The sequence below is a fragment of the Sphingomonas sp. CCH21-G11 genome (assembly GCF_001555965.1).
Lineage (GTDB): Bacteria > Pseudomonadota > Alphaproteobacteria > Sphingomonadales > Sphingomonadaceae > Sphingomonas.
Map to the genome: position 1 here is coordinate 62,782 of NZ_LSHX01000050.1, position 16,969 is coordinate 79,750.

The following is a 16,969-nucleotide window of genomic DNA, read 5'->3' on the forward strand; positions in this document are numbered from 1 at the left end:
ATTCCCCTTATTTGTGTGTCGGACCGGAAAAGACGACGGGGCGCGGTCCCGCGCGGCCACCATCGGCGAAGGGCGACCAAGCATAGCCGGTCGCGAGCATGAACAGGCCGATCACGGCCATGCACCAAAGGGCGAAGATGAAAGTGCCCGCGCGCATCAGTCGTCGTCCTCCTCGTCATCGCCGGTCGGCGCGAAGTCGCTTTCGGCGCGGCGGCGGGTCTCGAACGACGCGTGACGCAGCACGCCGATCAGCACGGGTATTGCGATCAGGATCAGTGCCAGGATGACGTTGCCGACCGACCCCGACTGCCTGCTCACGACAAACTCGATCTGCGGGTCCTGGGAATCGAGCCGCCAGTCGCCCGCGGACTGCGCGCCCAGCCAGCGTTCGGCGCGATAGTCGACGATCAGGTCATAGGTGCCCGCCGGAACGGCGGCGAAGCTGGCCGATTTGCGCCGGGAGCCTTCGCTCCAGTCGCCGTCGGAATCGCGGCCGGAATAACGCTCCGCGGTCTTGCTGGCCCCATAGCCGCGCTGATCGGCGCGGTTGACCAGCGCAAAGTCCAGCTCGACCCAGCCGTTCGACAGATCAGGCACGATTGCGCGCACGTTCACGCGCTGGCGCGCGCGGGTCAGGACGATCGGGCCGATCACCGCTTGTTGATCGGACCCGTCCGACGCGATCGGCGCGCGCTGTGCCGCCAGCCGGCTGCTGCCGCTGGTAAACAGCGCAGCCGCCACGATCACCCCGATCGCGAGCGCGGCGACCACCAATGCCTGTTTGAGCCAGGGCAGGACGGGCGACGGCTGGTGCGGCAGCGGCGGCCAGATGCGGCCGCTGCGCTCGACGCCGAACGCGTCGGGCACTTCGTCGCGATCGAGCAGTTCGGACAGCGACCAATTGACTTCGCTGGCATCGGCTTCGCGCGACAGCATGAAGCCGGGTGCGACCCAGTCGTCGGTGCGCACCGTATCGCCGCGCTTCACTCGCCAGTAGAATTCGCCGACCACGTCGTCGACCTGCGCCTCGCCATCGGCGAAGAACGGCTCCATCGGACGGCCATCGATCTCGGGCGCGCGGTAGCCGGTCGGCGCGACGTTCAGCTGGCGCCCCAGGCTCCAGCCCCCGCGATTGTAGATCAGCCAGCGATAGCCGTGATACGGGTTGAACAGCAGATATTCTTCCCACGGATAGGCGCCGCGCTCGCTGCGCCGCATATAGCCGATCATTTCCCACTCGACGCCGCGCAGCGTGCCGCGCGTGCCGATCGGGATGCGCAGGCGTTCGCTGGCGCGCTTCCACTCGGTAACCAGCTTTACCTGCGGCTGCGACACATCGAGGATGCTGCCGCAATATTGGCAGGCCACCGTCACGGTATAGCCTGCCGCGCGCAAGGTGACGGTGCCGCCGCAGGAGGGACATGTCAGCGCGGCGGCGGCGGGGGCCGGCGCGTCAGTCATAGCGCGGCATCGTCCAGCCCTGAATGGCGCGCAGGTTGCGTGGCGACAGTTCGGCCAGCGTCACATAGCGCCCGTCATAGAAGGAGGTCGTGTCGCCATCGCGCTGGAGCGTGACGAGCCGCCCTGTGGCGGATTTGAGGTCGATCGACAGGATGCGCCAGCCCGGCGGCGCGCGGAACGGCAGCTCGCCTTCGGCCGCGATGCACTGCACGTCGCGCACGTCGGCGATCGTCATTTCCTCGCCATCGATCTCGGCTGACCCGCCGACGATTGGCGCCGCTCCTGAAACGACGCTGCGCAGCATGGGCGAGCGCAGGTCACCGACCGGGCGCTCGAAGGTCATCATGAAATCGCCCATCGCTTCGCCCAGCCATCCGGTGCGACCGTCGCCGAACAGGCAAAGCCACTCGTTCCACGATCCGTCGCTCCACGCCCAGCGCACCCGGCCGATCACGTCGAAGGACCGGCCTTCGAACCGGCCGGCGGTGCCGATCCGGATCGGGCTGACGTCGAAGGGCAACGCGGCCTGCAAGCCCGCGATCGCCACGCCGTCGTCGCTGCGCACCAGCATCGACTTGCAATTGTCGCATACCCGCGACGGCAACGCCGCCGACCGAAAGGTCACCGGCGCGCCGCAATTGGGGCAATCGATCGTCAGCACTGCGGCAGGATCAGCGGATGCGGCCCAGCAGCTCGGCCTTCTTCGTGTCGAACTCCGCCTGGGTGATCGCGCCCGCGGTCATCAACCGGTGGAGCTTTTCGATCTGGGCATAGGGGTCGTCGCTGGCCGATCCGCCCGCGCCAGCCGCCGCGCCGCCGCCCAGCGCGCCCGCCATCGCCTGGCCCAGCGCCATACCGGCACCCGCGCCGACGCCCAGCCCGGCAATGCCGCCTTCCTGCGCCGCCGCCGTGCCGATCGCATCGGCCGACTGGAACTTCACGAAGCGGTCGAGATCGCCGACCACCCGCATCGACGACGCCTTGTCGAGATATTTCTGCACTTCCTCGGGCAGCGACAGGCTTTCGACGAAGAAGGTCTGGCACGACAGACCCCATTGCGCGAACGCGGGCTGGACGAGATCGCGCAGCCGCGCCGACATCGCTGCCTGGTCCGCCGCCATGTCGACGAAGGCGAATTCCGACTGGCCGAGCGCGCTGGCGAGCTGGGTCGAGATCGCCGAGCGCAGCTGATCCTCGATGTCCTCGACGCGGACCTGCGCCAGCGTGCCCATCAGCTTGGCCTGAAAGGTCGGCACGTCCTCGATCCGGAACGAATAGCCGCCGAACGCGCGGATGCGCAGCGGGCCGAATTCCTTGTCGCGCACCGTCACCGGCTGGGCGGTGCCCCATTTCAGCCCGGTCTGCTCCTTCTGGGTAAAGAACAGCACATCGGCCTTGAACGGCGATTTGAAGCCCTTGTCCCAGTTGAGCAGGGCGGTGAGCAGCGGCAGGTTGGCGGTTTCCAGCGTGTGCTGGCCCGGCCCGAACGCATCGGCGATCTGCCCCTCGTTATAGAAAAACGCGACCTGCCCCTCGCGCACCGTCAGCTGGCCGCCATTCTGGATCTCGCGATCCTGCATCGGATAGCGGATCGCCAGGACGCCGGGCTCCTCGACCCAGTCGATGACGTCGACAAACTGCTTCGACAGGAAATCGAAAATACCCATCACACCCCTCCCGGATCGGAATATGCAGGGTAGCGGCATCGTCACGCCGTTCAAAGTCGAAAGCGCGCCGCATGGCGCGATTTCGGCGGGCGCCCCGGCTGTACGGTATGTCGTCGGGTTGTCGACGCCGCGATGATCCGTGCGCGGCCACCCCGGCGCGCGTCCGGTGCCCAAAGGCGGCGTTGAAAACGCCTGCCGGCAGGAACAGGCGTTCAGCGCGCTTGTCGGTGGAATGGTGGAGCCGAGGGGGATCGAACCCCTGACCTTCGCAATGCCATTGCGACGCTCTCCCAGCTGAGCTACGGCCCCATCGTCCCGGCTGGTGCAGCCCGGGAAGGCGTCGCCCACTAATCGAGCGACGCGGTTTTGGCAAGCGCCTGCTGACGCCTGCAATTCAGTCCCGATCAGCTTTCGTCGTCGTCCTCGGGTGCCTCGACCCCCAGATCGTCGTCGCCGCCCAGGTCGACATCGTCGTCTGCGGGCGTGTCGTCGTCGGCCTCGATGTCCAGTTCGTCGTCACCCAGGTCCGCATCCTCGGTCTTCGCGACCGCGGCCGGGTTCTTCGCCGCTTCATAGGGCAGCGGCTGCTTCGACTTCAGGATCGGCTCGGGTTCCCAGGCATAGCCGCAATTGATGCAGGTGACCGGATCGTCCTTCGTCAGATCATAGAAACGCGTCGCACATTTCGGGCACGTGCGCTTCGTGCCCCATTCCGGCTTCACCATGTGTCGCCTCTACCTTTCAAGAATGCGATGATCGCAGGGCGGGCCCCGCAAAGTGGGGCGCGCCTTGCCATAGCGCAACGCCGCTGTCAAAAGCCCGCTGCCCATGTCCGCTTCCCCCCATTCCCGCCCGATGACGATCGCCGCGCGCGGCGCGCTGAAGGGCGCGTTCCATGTGCCGGGCGACAAGTCGATCAGCCACCGTGCCCTGATGTTTTCCGCGCTCGCGGTGGGCACCAGTCGCATCCGCGGCCTGCTGGAGGGCGAGGACGTGCTGGCGACCGCCGCGGCGCTGCGCGCGATGGGCGCGCGGATCGAACGCCGCGACGACGGCGAATGGGTGGTCGATGGCGTCGGTGTCGGCGGGCTGCTCCAGCCGGCCGGTGCGCTCGACATGGGCAATTCGGGAACGTCGACCCGGCTGCTGATGGGGCTGGTCGCCGCGCACCCGATCACCGCGACCTTTATCGGCGACGCATCGCTGTCGGCGCGGCCGATGGCGCGCGTCATCGATCCGCTGACCCGAATGGGCGCCGACATCGCCGCATCGCCGGGCGGCCGGCTGCCGCTGATGGTGCGGGGCATCTGTCCCGCGGTGCCGATCGAATACCGGCTGCCCGTCGCCTCCGCCCAGGTCAAGTCGGCGGTGCTGCTTGCCGGGCTCAACACGCCGGGCATCACGCGCGTGATCGAACCCGTGGCGACGCGTGACCATAGCGAGCGGATGCTCGCCGGCTTCGGCGCGCAGGTGACGATCGAGCCGGGTCCGGCGGGCCGAATCATCTCGATCACCGGCGAGGCCGAACTGGCCCCCCAGACAATCACCGTGCCGGGCGATCCGTCCTCGGCGGCATTCTGGCTGGTCGCGGGTTCGATCGTGCCCGGGTCCGACATCGTCATCGGCAATGTCGGCATGAACGCGACGCGCACCGGCATCGTGACCGCGCTCCGCGCGATGGGGGCGTCGATCGACGCGCAGGACGCGCGGGTCGTCGGTGGCGAGCCGGTCGCGGACCTGCGCGTCCGCCATGCGCCGCTGCGCGCGATCGAGGTGCCGCCCGAACTCGCGCCCAGCATGATCGACGAATATCCGGTGCTGTTCGTCGCCGCCGCCCTTGCCGCGGGGCGGACGGTCGCGCGCGGGGCGGAGGAGCTGCGCGTCAAGGAATCGGATCGCATTGCCGCCATGGCGACGGCGCTGACCGCGGCGGGCGCGCGAATCGAGGAGTTTCCCGATGGCCTGGCGATCACCGGCACGGGTGGCGATCCGCTGCCCGGGGGCGGTACGATCGAATCGAAACTGGATCATCGCATCGCGATGGCGATGACGGTCGCGGGGCTGGCGTGCCGCGCGCCGCTGACGATCGACGACGTGGCACCCGTCGCCACCAGCTATCCGGCGTTTTTCGACACGCTTGACCTGCTGGCCGGTTGAGTGTTCGCTGCCGTCGACATGACAACCGGACCTATCGTCGCATGATCATCGCCGTCGATGGCCCGGCTGCGTCGGGCAAGGGGACGATCGCCCGCGCGCTCGCGCGGCACTATGGCTTGCCGCATCTCGACACCGGGCTGCTGTATCGCGCGGTCGCGGCCACCGTTTTGCGTGAGGAGCTCGACCCGGAGAAGGAGGCCGACGCGGTCGCCGCCTGCGATTTCGACGATCGGCTGTTCGACGACCCGGCGCTGCGCGGTGAGGAGGTCGGACGCGCGGCCTCGATCGTGTCGGCGCATCCGCTGGTGCGCTCGGCACTGCTCCAGCGCCAGCGGCGGTTTGCCGCGCAACCGGGCGGCGCGGTGCTCGACGGGCGCGACATCGGAACGGTGATCGCGCCGGATGCCGACGCCAAGCTGTTCGTGCGGGCGACGCCGATGATCCGCGCCCAGCGTCGCCTGGGCGACCTGCGCGCTATGGGATCGAGCGTCAGCCTGGACCGCGTGCTCGCCGACATCCGCGCGCGCGACGAACGTGACAGCCGCCGTGCGACCGCCCCGCTGGTCGCGGCCGCGGACGCGGTCGTCCTCGACACCAGCTTTCTAGCGATCGATGCGGCGATCCAGCGCGCCATCGCCATCGTCGAGGCGAAGCGGGTCGGCGCCAGCGTCGCGCCCACCGGGTCAGGGCAGCGGCCGGCGTCCTGAAGCGGCGTTCAGTAGGGCGAACGCAGGTCGGCCACCCATCCCGTACGGACCGCCGGGGTGGCATTGCGCGGTTTGCGCGCTTGTTCGATATCGACCTGCTGATCGAACTGGACGCCCGCCTGGCGTGCATTGGCCCACATCACCGTGGCGGTAAGGCCGGTCACCTGTCCCATGTCGATCGCTAGGCGATCGCCCGGCTTCAAAGCGTCCTCATGGTCAAGGCAGGCACCGTGCGCGGACAGGTTGCGCACCCGCAGATCGCCGATCATTCCGCGCCCCGCGACCACGGTCACGGCACGCAGGATCACCGAGGCACGCGGTTCCCGCTCGCTAGGCTCATCTACGCTCGCCATGCGGGAAGCTTAGCGACTTAGGGTTAACCGGCCGTTTCCATCCGTGACATTTTCGTTATGTTTCGGCAGGATGGATGGCGCGCAGCGGGAGTTGCCCGCATCACCTTGCCTTTGCGCGGCGGTTGCGTTATGCGCCGCGCGTCTGACGAGCGGGTGCTCGCGGTCGGGGAGGCGCGGAGAACATGATTCTCTCGCGCCCTTTTTCGCTTTTTCGGGCGCAAATCTCCTTCGGCACGCCCGGTCGCGCGGATGCCGTATCGGCATGGGGCCGGTGGGGCAAATCGGCCACCAAGACCGCCGGAGACAACCGGCCGGCCGGAAACGAACGAACAGGATCTCACGCTCTATGGCCACTTCGGCAAATCCCAGCCGCGATGATTTCGCAGCACTTCTCGAACAGACGCTCGGCACCGCCGACAGCTTTGAAGGCCGCGTCGTCATCGGCACCGTCACCGGCATCGAAAACGACCTGGCGGTCATCGACGTCGGGCTGAAGTCCGAAGGCCGCGTGCCGCTGCGCGAATTCGCCGCGCCCGGCCAGAAGGCCGAACTGAAGGTCGGCGACGAAGTCGAGGTCTATGTCGACCGCGTCGAGAATGCGAACGGCGAAGCGATGCTGAGCCGCGACCGCGCCCGCCGCGAAGCCGCGTGGGACAAGCTGGAAACCGAATTCGCCAAGACCGCCCGCGTCGAGGGTGTCATCTTCGGCCGCGTCAAGGGCGGCTTCACCGTCGACCTGAACGGCGCCGTCGCCTTCCTGCCCGGCAGCCAGGTCGACATCCGCCCCGTGCGCGACGTCACCCCGCTGATGGACATTCCGCAGCCGTTCCAGATCCTGAAGATGGATCGCAAGCGCGGCAACATCGTCGTCTCGCGCCGCGCGGTGCTCGAGGAAACCCGCGCCGAGCAGCGTTCGGGCCTGATCCTCAGCCTGACCGAAGGCCAGGTGATCGATGGCGTGGTCAAGAACATCACCGATTACGGTGCGTTCGTCGACCTGGGTGGCATCGACGGCCTGCTGCACGTCACCGACCTGTCCTACAAGCGCGTCAACCACCCCTCCGAGGCCCTGGAAATCGGCCAGACCGTCCGTGTCCAGATCATCCGCATCAACCGCGACACCCAGCGCATCTCGCTGGGCATGAAGCAGCTGGAAAGCGATCCCTGGGACGGCGCGATCGCCAAGTATCCGGTCGGCGCCAAGCTGTCGGGCCGCGTCACCAACATCACCGAATATGGTGCGTTCGTCGAGCTGGAGGCCGGCATCGAGGGCCTGGTCCATGTCAGCGAAATGAGCTGGACCAAGAAGAACGTCCATCCCGGCAAGATCGTGTCGACCAGCCAGGAAGTCGATGTCGTCGTGCTCGAGGTCGACGAGGACAAGCGCCGCATCTCGCTGGGCCTCAAGCAGGCTCAGGCGAATCCGTGGGAAAAGTTCGCGGAGGAGCATCCGGTCGGTTCGACCGTCGAGGGCGAAGTCAAAAACGCGACCGAATTCGGCCTGTTCATCGGCCTGGACGGCGACGTCGACGGCATGGTGCACATGTCGGACATCGCCTGGGGCATCTCGGGCGAGGACGCGCTCAACCTGCATCGCAAGGGCGAGACCGTCCAGGCGGTCGTGCTGGCGATCGAGCCCGACAAGGAGCGCATCTCGCTTGGCATGAAGCAGCTCGAGCGCGGCGGTCCGTCGGTCGGCGGCGCGGCGGCGACCGGCGAGCGGCTCAACAAGAACGCCATCGTCACCGTCACCGTACTTGAAGTCCGCGACGCCGGGCTTGAGGTTCAGGCGGGCGAAGACGGCGCGACCGGCTTCATCAAGCGCACCGATCTGGGCCGCGACCGTGACGAGCAGCGCCCCGAGCGCTTCCAAGTTGGCCAGAAGTTCGACGCGATGGTCACCGGGGTCGATCGCTCGAAGAAGCCGACCTTCTCGATCAAGGCGATGCAGATCGCCGAAGAGAAGCAGGCGGTCGCCCAGTACGGCTCGTCCGACTCGGGCGCGTCGCTCGGCGACATTCTGGGCGAGGCCCTGAAGGCGCGCAACGAACAGCGTTGATTCGAGACCGCGGCGGGGCCTTCGGGTCCCGCCGCGCCTCGATTTTGGTCACCTGCCCCGAAAGCCAGCTTGATTCAGATCAAGAAACCAGCTTATCATGCGACAGCCCGAGAAGAATGACGGCGATGTTGTTTTCGCGTACATTTTTTCACCGCATGGCCGTGGGGCATAACATGATCCGTTCGGAACTCGTTCAGATGCTCGCCAACGACAATCCTGAATTGTCGTTGCGTGAGGTCGAGCAGGTCGTCACGATCTTTTTCGATGAAATCACCAGCCGGCTGACCGCCGAAGGGCGCGTCGAACTGCGCGGCTTCGGCGCGTTCTCCACCCGCGCGCGCGATGCGCGGGTCGGCCGCAATCCGCGCACCGGTGAGACGGTGTCGGTCGACGCCAAGCGCGTCCCCTATTTCAAGCCCGGCAAGGAAATGCGCCTGCGCCTCAACATGTGAGGCGCCGACCGTTTCGCGTGACCGCGAAACCCGCTCGCGCAACGCCGCCCGCTATGGCATCGCAGCGCGCGCGGCACGCGGACGTGGCGAAATCGGTAGACGCAGCGGACTTAAAATCCGCTTGGGCAACCAGTGCGGGTTCAAGTCCCGCCGTCCGCACCAGTCGCCTGATCGAGCTGTCGCGGCGCGGCAGGCACAGCGGATGATGGCAAATCATCGAACGCGCACCCCGAGCGACTGACCGGCATGGATACCGGCGCAAAATACAGCCAGCGTGCCACCGCCACCCCGGCCTTGTGCCGGGGTTTCGCTGCCTCATGCGGTGCGCGAAGAAACGTGACCCCGGATCAGACCCGGGGCGACGGCAAATCGGGGGCCAAGGTCGGTCGATCGCTCCGGTCAGGCCCCGCGTAGCGCGTGGACGCGCGTGAGACTATTCCGCGGCCACCAGATCGACGTCGGCGCGATCGGCCAGCGGATATTCCAGCCGGGTCAGCATTTCCTTCGGCACCACCTGCCAGAACTGGCCGATCACCCGGTCCCAGTCCTCGAGCAGTCCGCCCGACCATTTGCTGTCCGTCGCGCGATGATGCTGCTCGATCAGGTCGCGCAATATCCCTGCCCAGTGCGCCGACGCGATGCGTTGCCACGTGATGCTTTCGGGATTGGCGAGACGCGCAAAGCTGTCGTCGCTGTCGAGGACGAACGCCATGCCGCCGGTCATCCCCGCGCCGAAATTGACGCCGACCCGTCCGAGCACGACCGCGATCCCGCCGGTCATGTACTCGCAGCCATTGGCGCCGCACCCTTCGACCACGACCTGGGCACCCGAATTGCGCACGGCGAAACGCTCGCCCGCCTGACCGGCGGCGAACAGCCGGCCGGTGGTCGCGCCATAAAGCACGGTGTTGCCGACGATCGTGTTGTCCTGGCTAGCGAGCGGCGAGGACACCATCGGCCGCACCACGATCGTGCCGCCCGACAGCCCCTTGCCGACATAATCATTGGCATCGCCGAACACCTCGAGCGTGATGCCGCGGCACAGGAACGCGCCGAGCGACTGGCCAGCGCTGCCGCGCAGCCGGACATGGATGTGCCCGTCGGCAAGCTTGTCCATGCCGAAGGTGCGCGTCACCTCGCTCGACAGTCGCGTGCCGACCGCGCGATGCGTGTTGCGCACCGAATAGGTGAGCTGCATCTTTTCCCCGCGCGAGAACACCGCGGCGGCATCGCGGATCATCTGCGCGTCCAGGCTGTCGGGCACCTCGTTCCGGAAGGTCGACAGGCTGAACTTGCGCTCGACATCGGGTGCGTCGACCTTGGCCAGGATCGGGTTGAGATCGAGATCGTCGAGATGCTCGGCCCCGCGCGAGACTTGCTTCAACAGCTCGGTCCGCCCGATCACCTCGTCGAGCGAGCGCACGCCCAGCCGCGCGAGGATCTCACGCACTTCCTCGGCGATGAAGGTCATCAGGTTGATTACCTTTTCGGGCGTGCCGACGAATTTCTGGCGGAGCTTGTCGTCCTGCGTGCACACGCCGACCGGGCAGGTGTTGGAATGGCACTGGCGCACCATGATACAGCCCATCGCCACCAGGCTGAGCGTGCCGATGCCGAACTCCTCCGCGCCCAGGATCGCGGCGATGACGATGTCGCGCCCGGTCTTCAAGCCGCCATCGGTGCGCAGCTTCACCCGCCCGCGCAGGCCGTTGAGCGTCAGCGTCTGATTGACTTCGCTCAGCCCCATTTCCCACGGCGTGCCGGCATATTTGATGCTCGTCTGGGGGCTGGCCCCGGTACCGCCGACATGGCCGGAGACCAGGATGACGTCGGCATGCGCCTTGGCGACGCCCGCCGCGACCGTGCCGATGCCCGCCGAGCTGACCAGCTTCACGCACACCCGTGCGCGCGGGTTGATCTGCTTCAGATCGTAGATGAGCTGCGCCAGGTCCTCGATCGAATAGATGTCGTGATGGGGCGGGGGGGAGATCAGCGTGACGCCCGGCGTCGAATGCCTCAGTCGCGCGATGAACTCGGTGACCTTGAACCCGGGCAGCTGCCCGCCTTCGCCGGGCTTCGCGCCCTGCGCCACCTTGATCTCGATCTCCTCGCACGCGTTGAGATATTCGGCGGTGACGCCGAACCGCCCCGATGCGACCTGCTTGATGACCGAATTGGCGTTGTCGCCGTTTTCGTACGGCTGGTAACGGATGCGGTCCTCGCCGCCCTCGCCCGACACCGCCTTCGCCCCGATCCGGTTCATTGCGATCGCCAGCGTCTCGTGCGCCTCCGGGCTCAGCGCGCCCAGGCTCATGCCCGGCGTCACGAAACGCTTGCGGATCTCGGTGATCGCCTCGACCTGGTCGATCGCCATCCCCTCCGCGGGGAAGTTGAACTCAAGCAGATCGCGCAGATAGATGGGCGGCAGCTCGCGCACCCCGCGCGAAAACTGCAGATAGGTCGAATAGCTGTCGGTGCCGACCGCGGTCTGCAGCAGGTGCATCAGCTGTGCCGAATAGGCGTGCGCCTCCCCGCCCGCGCGCTGGCGATAGAAGCCGCCGATCGGCAACGTCACCACCGATTTGTCGAACGCCGCCTCGTGGCGCTCGCTGGCATTGACGTAGAGCGAGGCATAGCCCTCGCCCGAGATCTTTGCCGGCATGCCGGGAAACAGGTCGTTGACCAGGGCGCGGCTGAGGCCCACCGCCTCAAAATTATAGCCGCCGCGATAGCTGGAGATCACCGCGATCCCCATCTTCGACATGATCTTGAGCAGCCCTTCCTTGATCGCGGTGCGATGCCGTTCCAGGCATTGTTCGATCGACAGGTCGCCGAACAGCCCGCGTGCCTGGCGGTCGACGATCGCGGCTTCGGACAGATAGGCGTTGACCGTCGTCGCGCCGACCCCGATCAGCACCGCATAGTAATGCGTGTCGAGGCATTCGGCGGCGCGAACGTTGACGCTGGCATAGGAGCGCAGCCCCTTGCGCACGAGGTGCGTGTGCACCGCCGCCGCGGCGAGCACGCCGGGAATGCCGACCTGCTCCGCACAGATCGCCTCGTCGGTCAGGAACAGCTCGCTGCGGCCCTCGCGCACCGCCTGTTCGGCCTGGGCGCGGATGCGGGCGATCGCGGCGCGCAGCCCTTCGGGTCCGCTGCCGGCGGGGAAGGTGCAGTCGATGTCAGCGGCGGTCGCGCCGAAATAGCCTTTCAACCGATGCCATTCCCGGTTGGTCAGCACCGGGCTGTCGAGCACCAGCACCGGATTGGCGCGCGGTTCGTCGTCCAGGATGTTGGCCAGATTGCCGAAGCGGGTCTTGAGCGACATGACGTGGCGCTCGCGCAGGCTGTCGATCGGCGGGTTCGTCACCTGGCTGAAATTCTGGCGAAAGAACTGGCTGATGATCCGCGGCTTGTCGCTGATGACGGCGAGCGGCGTGTCGTCGCCCATCGAGCCCACCGCTTCCTTGGCGCTTTCGACCATCGGCGAGAGGATCAGCTCCATGTCCTCCAGCGTCTGGCCCGCCGCGACCTGCCGCCGCGCCAGGTCGGCACGGTCATAGCCGCCATCAGCGTCGCCCGCCACATCGGGCAGGTCAGCGATCGTCAGGAACTTTCCGATCATGGCCGGATAATCGGCCTCGCCCGCCAGCTTGTCCTTGATCGCGCGATCGGCGAACAGCACGCCCTGATCCAGATCGACCGCGATCATCTGGCCGGGGCCGAGCCTGCCCTTCTCGATCACGCTCGCCTCGGGCACGACGACCATGCCGGCTTCCGAACCGACGATCAGCAGCCCGTCGCTCGTCCGCGTGTAGCGCAGCGGGCGCAGCGCGTTGCGGTCGGTGCCGGCGACCGCCCAGCGGCCATCGGTCATCGCAAGCGCGGCCGGGCCGTCCCATGGCTCCATCACGCTCGCCAGATATTCGTACATCGCGCGATGATCGGGCGGCAGGTCGCTGCGCCCCTGCCATGCTTCGGGCACCAGCATCAGCTTGGCGGTCGGCGCGTCGCGACCCGAACGACAGATCGCCTCGAACACCGCGTCCAGCGCGGCGGTGTCGCTCGCGCCCGCGGGAATCACCGGCTTGATGTCCTCGCTGCGTTCACCGAACGCGATCGAGGCCATCTTGATCTCGTGGCTCTTCATCCAGTTCTTGTTGCCGCGGATCGTATTGATTTCGCCATTATGCGCCAGGCATCGGAACGGCTGGGCCAGCCACCATTGCGGAAAGGTGTTGGTCGAATAACGCTGGTGAAAGATCGCGACGCGGCTTTCGAAACGGTCGTCGTTCAGGTCGGGATAGAAATCCGACAGGCTCTCGGCCAGGAACAGTCCCTTGTAGATGATCGAGCGGCACGACAGCGAGCAGACATAAAAGCCGCTGATCTGCGCGGCGATCACCTGGCGCTCGATGCGCCGGCGGACAAGGTAGAGGTTCTTCTCGAACTCCGCCGCGCTCACCTCGTCGGGCATCGGGCCGGCGATCATGATCTGCTCGATCTCGGGCCGGGTCGCCTGCGCCTTCTGGCCGATCACCGAGACATCGACCGGCACCTGGCGCCAGCCGTAGATGGTGTAGCCCGCGTCGATGATCTCGCTCTCGACGATCGTCCGGCACGTCTCCTGCGCGCCAAGGTCGGTGCGTGGCAGGAACACCATGCCGACTGCCAGCCGGTTGGGCAGCACCTTGTGCCCCGAATTGACGATCGCATCGTCGAAGAAGCGCAACGGCAGATCGACATGCAGCCCCGCGCCGTCGCCGGTGCGGCCGTCCGCGTCGACGGCGCCGCGATGCCACACCGCGCGCAACGCATCGATGGCGGATCGCACGACGCGCCGCGACGCCCGGCCATCGGTGGCCGCGACCAGGCCGACGCCGCACGCATCGCCTTCGAACTCGGGACGATACATGCCCTCGCGCGCCAGACGGGCACGTTCAAAGCCAAGATGATTGACTACTTCGGTCATAACTTCCTGCTGCTAAGCCGCTTCATGTAGTTCACTTTTTCGATCGCAATTTCGAAAGGTGCGCGTTCATTGCCGCTTGAACGACCGCTTTCAGTCTTGCGTCGGACTTGGCGATCAAAGCAGTGGCCCAGTCAGCTGACATTCTCTGCAGTGGCGGCCCAAGCACCGCGATCTTTTTGAACGCGCTGGTGCCTGCAAATTGAAGGAGCGCGGGTTGATCCTCAGGCCCCATCGCCGCGACGGCGCTCTGCTGCCCCGAGGTCGAAATCGCATCGAAGCTGCTGCCACGCGCCCCGGCGACCCCAGCGCGGATAAGCTTCTGGCCAGTCGGCGAGCCATAAAATCTGTTGGCGTCCCGCGCCTCTTGTGGGGTCAGGTTCTTCCTCAACTCGGCAAGGATGATCCCGCGAATTTCGGGGTATCCTTCGCGCAATATGGCGAGCGTTTCGTTCTTGCCCGCAGTCCCTACGACTTTCGTGATCCCAGGGAACCGTGCTTCGAGCGCTTCACCGCCATTAGCAGCCAAGCCCTTGTTGAAAGATGCCTCGAAATTGGCAGCCCCTGATGACAGGATGTCGGCCTCAGCGGCGATATAGCCGACGAGCTCACTATAGACGGCTTGATCCTCGCTCAATGAGCTTGCCGGCGCTGTCGAACTTTGAACGGGCGTCGAGGTGCTTTGGATCAAAGCAACCGTGATTAGCGTCGTTGGCCAAATCATGCCGCCACCTGCTCGGCTTCCGCCGTCCGTGCCTTCACCTTCAGAAAAGCGTGCATTTTGTCGCTGACGTCCCGCCCATCGCGGATCGCCCAGACGACCAGGCTGGCGCCGCGCACGATGTCGCCGGCGGCGAACACGCCGTCCAGGCTGGTCATCATCGTGCGCTGGTCGACGCGCACCGTGCCCCAGCGGGTGACGCCCAGCTCACCCGATCCGAACAGGCTCGGTAAATCCTCCGCATCATAGCCGAGCGCCTTGATGACCAGGTCGGCGTCCAGCGTGAACTGGCTGTCCGGCTCGGGCTCGGGTGCGCGGCGGCCGCTGGCGTCGGGTGCGCCCAGCCGCATCCGCGCGGCGCGCACGCCATTGACCTGGCCGCCGCCGGTGAAGCCTTCGGGCGCGGAGAGCCAGACGAACTCGACGCCTTCCTCTTCCGCATTGGCGACTTCGCGCTGGCTGCCGGGCATGTTGGCGCGGTCACGGCGGTACAGGCACTTGACCGACTTCGCGCCCTGGCGGACCGCGGTGCGCACGCAATCCATCGCGGTGTCGCCGCCGCCGATCACCACGACATGCTTGCCCGCGGCATTCAGGCTGCCGTCGTCGAACGCCGGCACCGCGTCGCCGAACCCCTTGCGATTGGACGCGGTCAGATAGTCGAGCGCCTCGACCACGCCGCCGGCCCCCACGCCGGGTGCCTTGATCTCGCGCGGCTTGTAGACCCCGGTCGCGATCAGCACCGCGTCGTGCTGCTGCCGCAGCGCCTCCAGGCTCGCGTCGCGCCCGACCTCGAAATCGGCATGGAAGACGATGCCGCCGGCGGCCAGCCGCTCGACCCGGCGAGTGACCACGTGCTTTTCCAGCTTGAAACCGGGAATGCCATAGGTCAGCAGCCCGCCGGCGCGATCATAGCGGTCATAGACATGGACGTCATAGCCCATGACGCGCAGATATTCCGCCGCGCTCAGTCCCGCTGGTCCCGCGCCGATGATGCCTACCGACTGCCCGCGCGGGCGACCGGGCACCAGCGGCTCGACCCAGCCCTGTTCCCAGGCGGTATCAGTGATGAACTTTTCCACCGACCCGATCGTCACCGCGCCGTGGCCGGTGAATTCGATCACGCAATTGCCTTCGCACAGCCGGTCCTGCGGACAGATGCGCCCGCAAATCTCGGGCATGGTCGAGGTCGAATTGCTCAGCGCATAGGCCTCGCGCAGCCGACCCTCCGCGGTCAGGCGCAACCAGTCGGGGATATGGTTCTGCAGCGGGCAGTGGACCGAGCAATAGGGCACGCCGCATTGCGAACAGCGTCCCGCCTGCTCCTCCGCGCTGGGCGGCGCGTAGCGTTCGGCAATCTCGCGGAAATCGCTCGCGCGGTGCCCTGCGTCGCGCTTGGGCGGATAGGCCTGTGCCCGATCGACGAACTGGAGGAGCTTTTCACTGGCCATGACTTGATCCCGGGTTTCGCGCGCCATTTAGCTTCACAATGCGCGGGAGTCACGCAAAAAACGACCAATATATCAGCTATACTTACCTATATCTTGCGGTATCTCCTTAATCTCGGGATCGTTGTCATTCCATATTCGACAACAAAGGCCCGAAACGGACCTTTAACGTTGGAGCAGCCAGACCAATGCGGTTGCGCCCACCACGATGCGGTACCAGGCAAAGGGCGCGAACCCGTAACGCCCGACAATGGCGACGAATATTCTAACCACGATCAGGGCGGTCACGAACGCCGCGCCGAAGCCGATCGCAATCGCGCCCAGATCGTCGAGACTGAGCAGCGCGCGGTCTTTCCACAGCGCATAAGCGGTCGCCGCCGCCATCGTCGGTACCGCCAGAAAGAAGCTGAACTCGGCCGCGGTGCGCCGCTCGACCCCCATCAGCAGCGCGCCCATGATCGTCGCGCCCGAACGGCTGACGCCGGGCAGCATCGCCAGGCACTGCACGATGCCGATCGACAGCGCGGTGCCGAACGGCATTGCTTCGACGGCCTCGAACCGCACCCGTTTGACCATGCGCTCGATGGCCAGGATCAGCACCCCGCCGACGATCAGCGCGACGGCGACGATGACCGGCCTTTCCAGCGCCGCACGCACCGCGTCATAGACCAGCACGCCGATCACGAGCGCGGGGGCGAAACCGAGCAGGATGTTGCGCGTGAACATCACATCGGGTCGCCGCCATGCGATCAGGCCCGTGCCGACATCCCAGAATCGCCGCCAGTAAACGACGATCACCGCCAGGATCGCGCCGAGCTGGATCGCGATCTTGAACGTCGCCGAACCTTCGCCGGTAAATCCCAGCAATTCGCCCGCCAGGATCAGGTGCCCGGTCGACGATACCGGCAGAAATTCGGTCAGCCCCTCCAGAATGCCGAGCAGGATGACGGTCAGCAGGTCGTGCATTCAGTGGCT

The 16,969-nt window shown here is 66.5% G+C and carries 14 protein-coding genes and 2 tRNA genes; 5 read left to right on the forward strand and 11 right to left on the reverse strand.

Annotated elements, in window-relative coordinates:
• Positions 1–7: 7 nt before the first annotated feature.
• The 6 genes from AX676_RS18135 to AX676_RS13370 form a co-directional block, all read right to left on the reverse strand.
• On the reverse strand, positions 8–157 hold the full coding sequence (locus tag AX676_RS18135) for a hypothetical protein (RefSeq protein ID WP_197417213.1): 150 nt from the start codon (positions 155–157) through the stop codon (positions 8–10).
• Positions 157–1,461 (reverse strand): DUF4178 domain-containing protein, encoded by a 1,305-nt coding sequence (locus AX676_RS13350; RefSeq protein WP_066481557.1) that lies wholly within the window; start codon positions 1,459–1,461, stop codon positions 157–159. Before AX676_RS13350 ends, AX676_RS18135 begins: the two co-directional genes overlap by 1 nt.
• Entirely contained in the window at positions 1,454–2,122 is a 669-nt protein-coding gene (locus AX676_RS13355) for a DUF4178 domain-containing protein (RefSeq protein WP_066481560.1), read from the reverse strand. Before AX676_RS13355 ends, AX676_RS13350 begins: the two co-directional genes overlap by 8 nt.
• Positions 2,123–2,132: 10 nt before the next feature.
• Positions 2,133–3,128 (reverse strand): SPFH domain-containing protein, encoded by a 996-nt coding sequence (locus tag AX676_RS13360; protein WP_066481563.1) that lies wholly within the window; start codon positions 3,126–3,128, stop codon positions 2,133–2,135.
• 233 nt (positions 3,129–3,361) lie between these two features.
• Positions 3,362–3,437: transfer RNA gene (locus tag AX676_RS13365), tRNA-Ala, on the reverse strand.
• 95 nt (positions 3,438–3,532) lie between these two features.
• Positions 3,533–3,853, reverse strand: a complete 321-nt coding sequence (locus tag AX676_RS13370) for a TIGR02300 family protein (RefSeq protein ID WP_066481564.1) — start codon at positions 3,851–3,853, stop codon at positions 3,533–3,535.
• 103 nt (positions 3,854–3,956) lie between these two features.
• Here AX676_RS13370 and aroA point away from each other — a divergent pair, with 103 nt between their 5' ends.
• Both aroA and cmk read left to right on the forward strand, forming a co-directional pair.
• Complete coding sequence (aroA, locus tag AX676_RS13375) at positions 3,957–5,285, forward strand: 3-phosphoshikimate 1-carboxyvinyltransferase (RefSeq protein WP_066481566.1); 1,329 nt, start codon at positions 3,957–3,959, stop codon at positions 5,283–5,285.
• A 41-nt stretch (positions 5,286–5,326) separates the two neighbouring features.
• Positions 5,327–5,992, forward strand: a complete 666-nt coding sequence (gene cmk, locus AX676_RS13380; protein ID WP_066481568.1) for a (d)CMP kinase — start codon at positions 5,327–5,329, stop codon at positions 5,990–5,992.
• 8 nt (positions 5,993–6,000) lie between these two features.
• Here cmk and AX676_RS13385 read toward each other — a convergent pair whose 3' ends face one another.
• Positions 6,001–6,345 (reverse strand): PilZ domain-containing protein, encoded by a 345-nt coding sequence (locus AX676_RS13385; protein WP_082731264.1) that lies wholly within the window; start codon positions 6,343–6,345, stop codon positions 6,001–6,003.
• 346 nt (positions 6,346–6,691) lie between these two features.
• Here AX676_RS13385 and rpsA point away from each other — a divergent pair, with 346 nt between their 5' ends.
• The 3 genes from rpsA (at position 6,692) to AX676_RS13400 (ending at position 9,018) form a co-directional block, all read left to right on the forward strand.
• Positions 6,692–8,404: a 30S ribosomal protein S1 gene (rpsA, locus tag AX676_RS13390; protein WP_066481579.1), complete on the forward strand. Its 1,713-nt coding sequence runs from the start codon at positions 6,692–6,694 to the stop codon at positions 8,402–8,404.
• Between the two features lie 173 nt (positions 8,405–8,577).
• Complete coding sequence (locus tag AX676_RS13395; protein ID WP_082731267.1) at positions 8,578–8,856, forward strand: integration host factor subunit beta; 279 nt, start codon at positions 8,578–8,580, stop codon at positions 8,854–8,856.
• A 77-nt stretch (positions 8,857–8,933) separates the two neighbouring features.
• Positions 8,934–9,018 (forward strand) — tRNA-Leu (locus tag AX676_RS13400).
• A 271-nt stretch (positions 9,019–9,289) separates the two neighbouring features.
• On the opposite strand, the gene gltB is transcribed toward AX676_RS13400, so the two are convergent.
• From gltB to AX676_RS13420, 4 genes are all read right to left on the reverse strand, one after another.
• Positions 9,290–13,828 (reverse strand): glutamate synthase large subunit, encoded by a 4,539-nt coding sequence (gene gltB / locus AX676_RS13405; protein ID WP_066481581.1) that lies wholly within the window; start codon positions 13,826–13,828, stop codon positions 9,290–9,292.
• A 31-nt stretch (positions 13,829–13,859) separates the two neighbouring features.
• Entirely contained in the window at positions 13,860–14,462 is a 603-nt protein-coding gene (locus tag AX676_RS13410; protein ID WP_066481585.1) for a DUF2059 domain-containing protein, read from the reverse strand.
• 83 nt (positions 14,463–14,545) lie between these two features.
• A complete protein-coding gene (locus AX676_RS13415) occupies positions 14,546–15,997 on the reverse strand; it encodes an NAD(P)-dependent oxidoreductase (RefSeq protein WP_066481681.1) in 1,452 nt (483 codons plus the stop codon).
• A 162-nt stretch (positions 15,998–16,159) separates the two neighbouring features.
• Positions 16,160–16,960 carry an undecaprenyl-diphosphate phosphatase gene (locus AX676_RS13420; protein ID WP_066481586.1) on the reverse strand — a complete coding sequence of 267 codons (801 nt, stop codon included), beginning with the start codon at positions 16,958–16,960 and terminating at the stop codon, positions 16,160–16,162.
• Positions 16,961–16,969 lie beyond the last annotated feature (9 nt).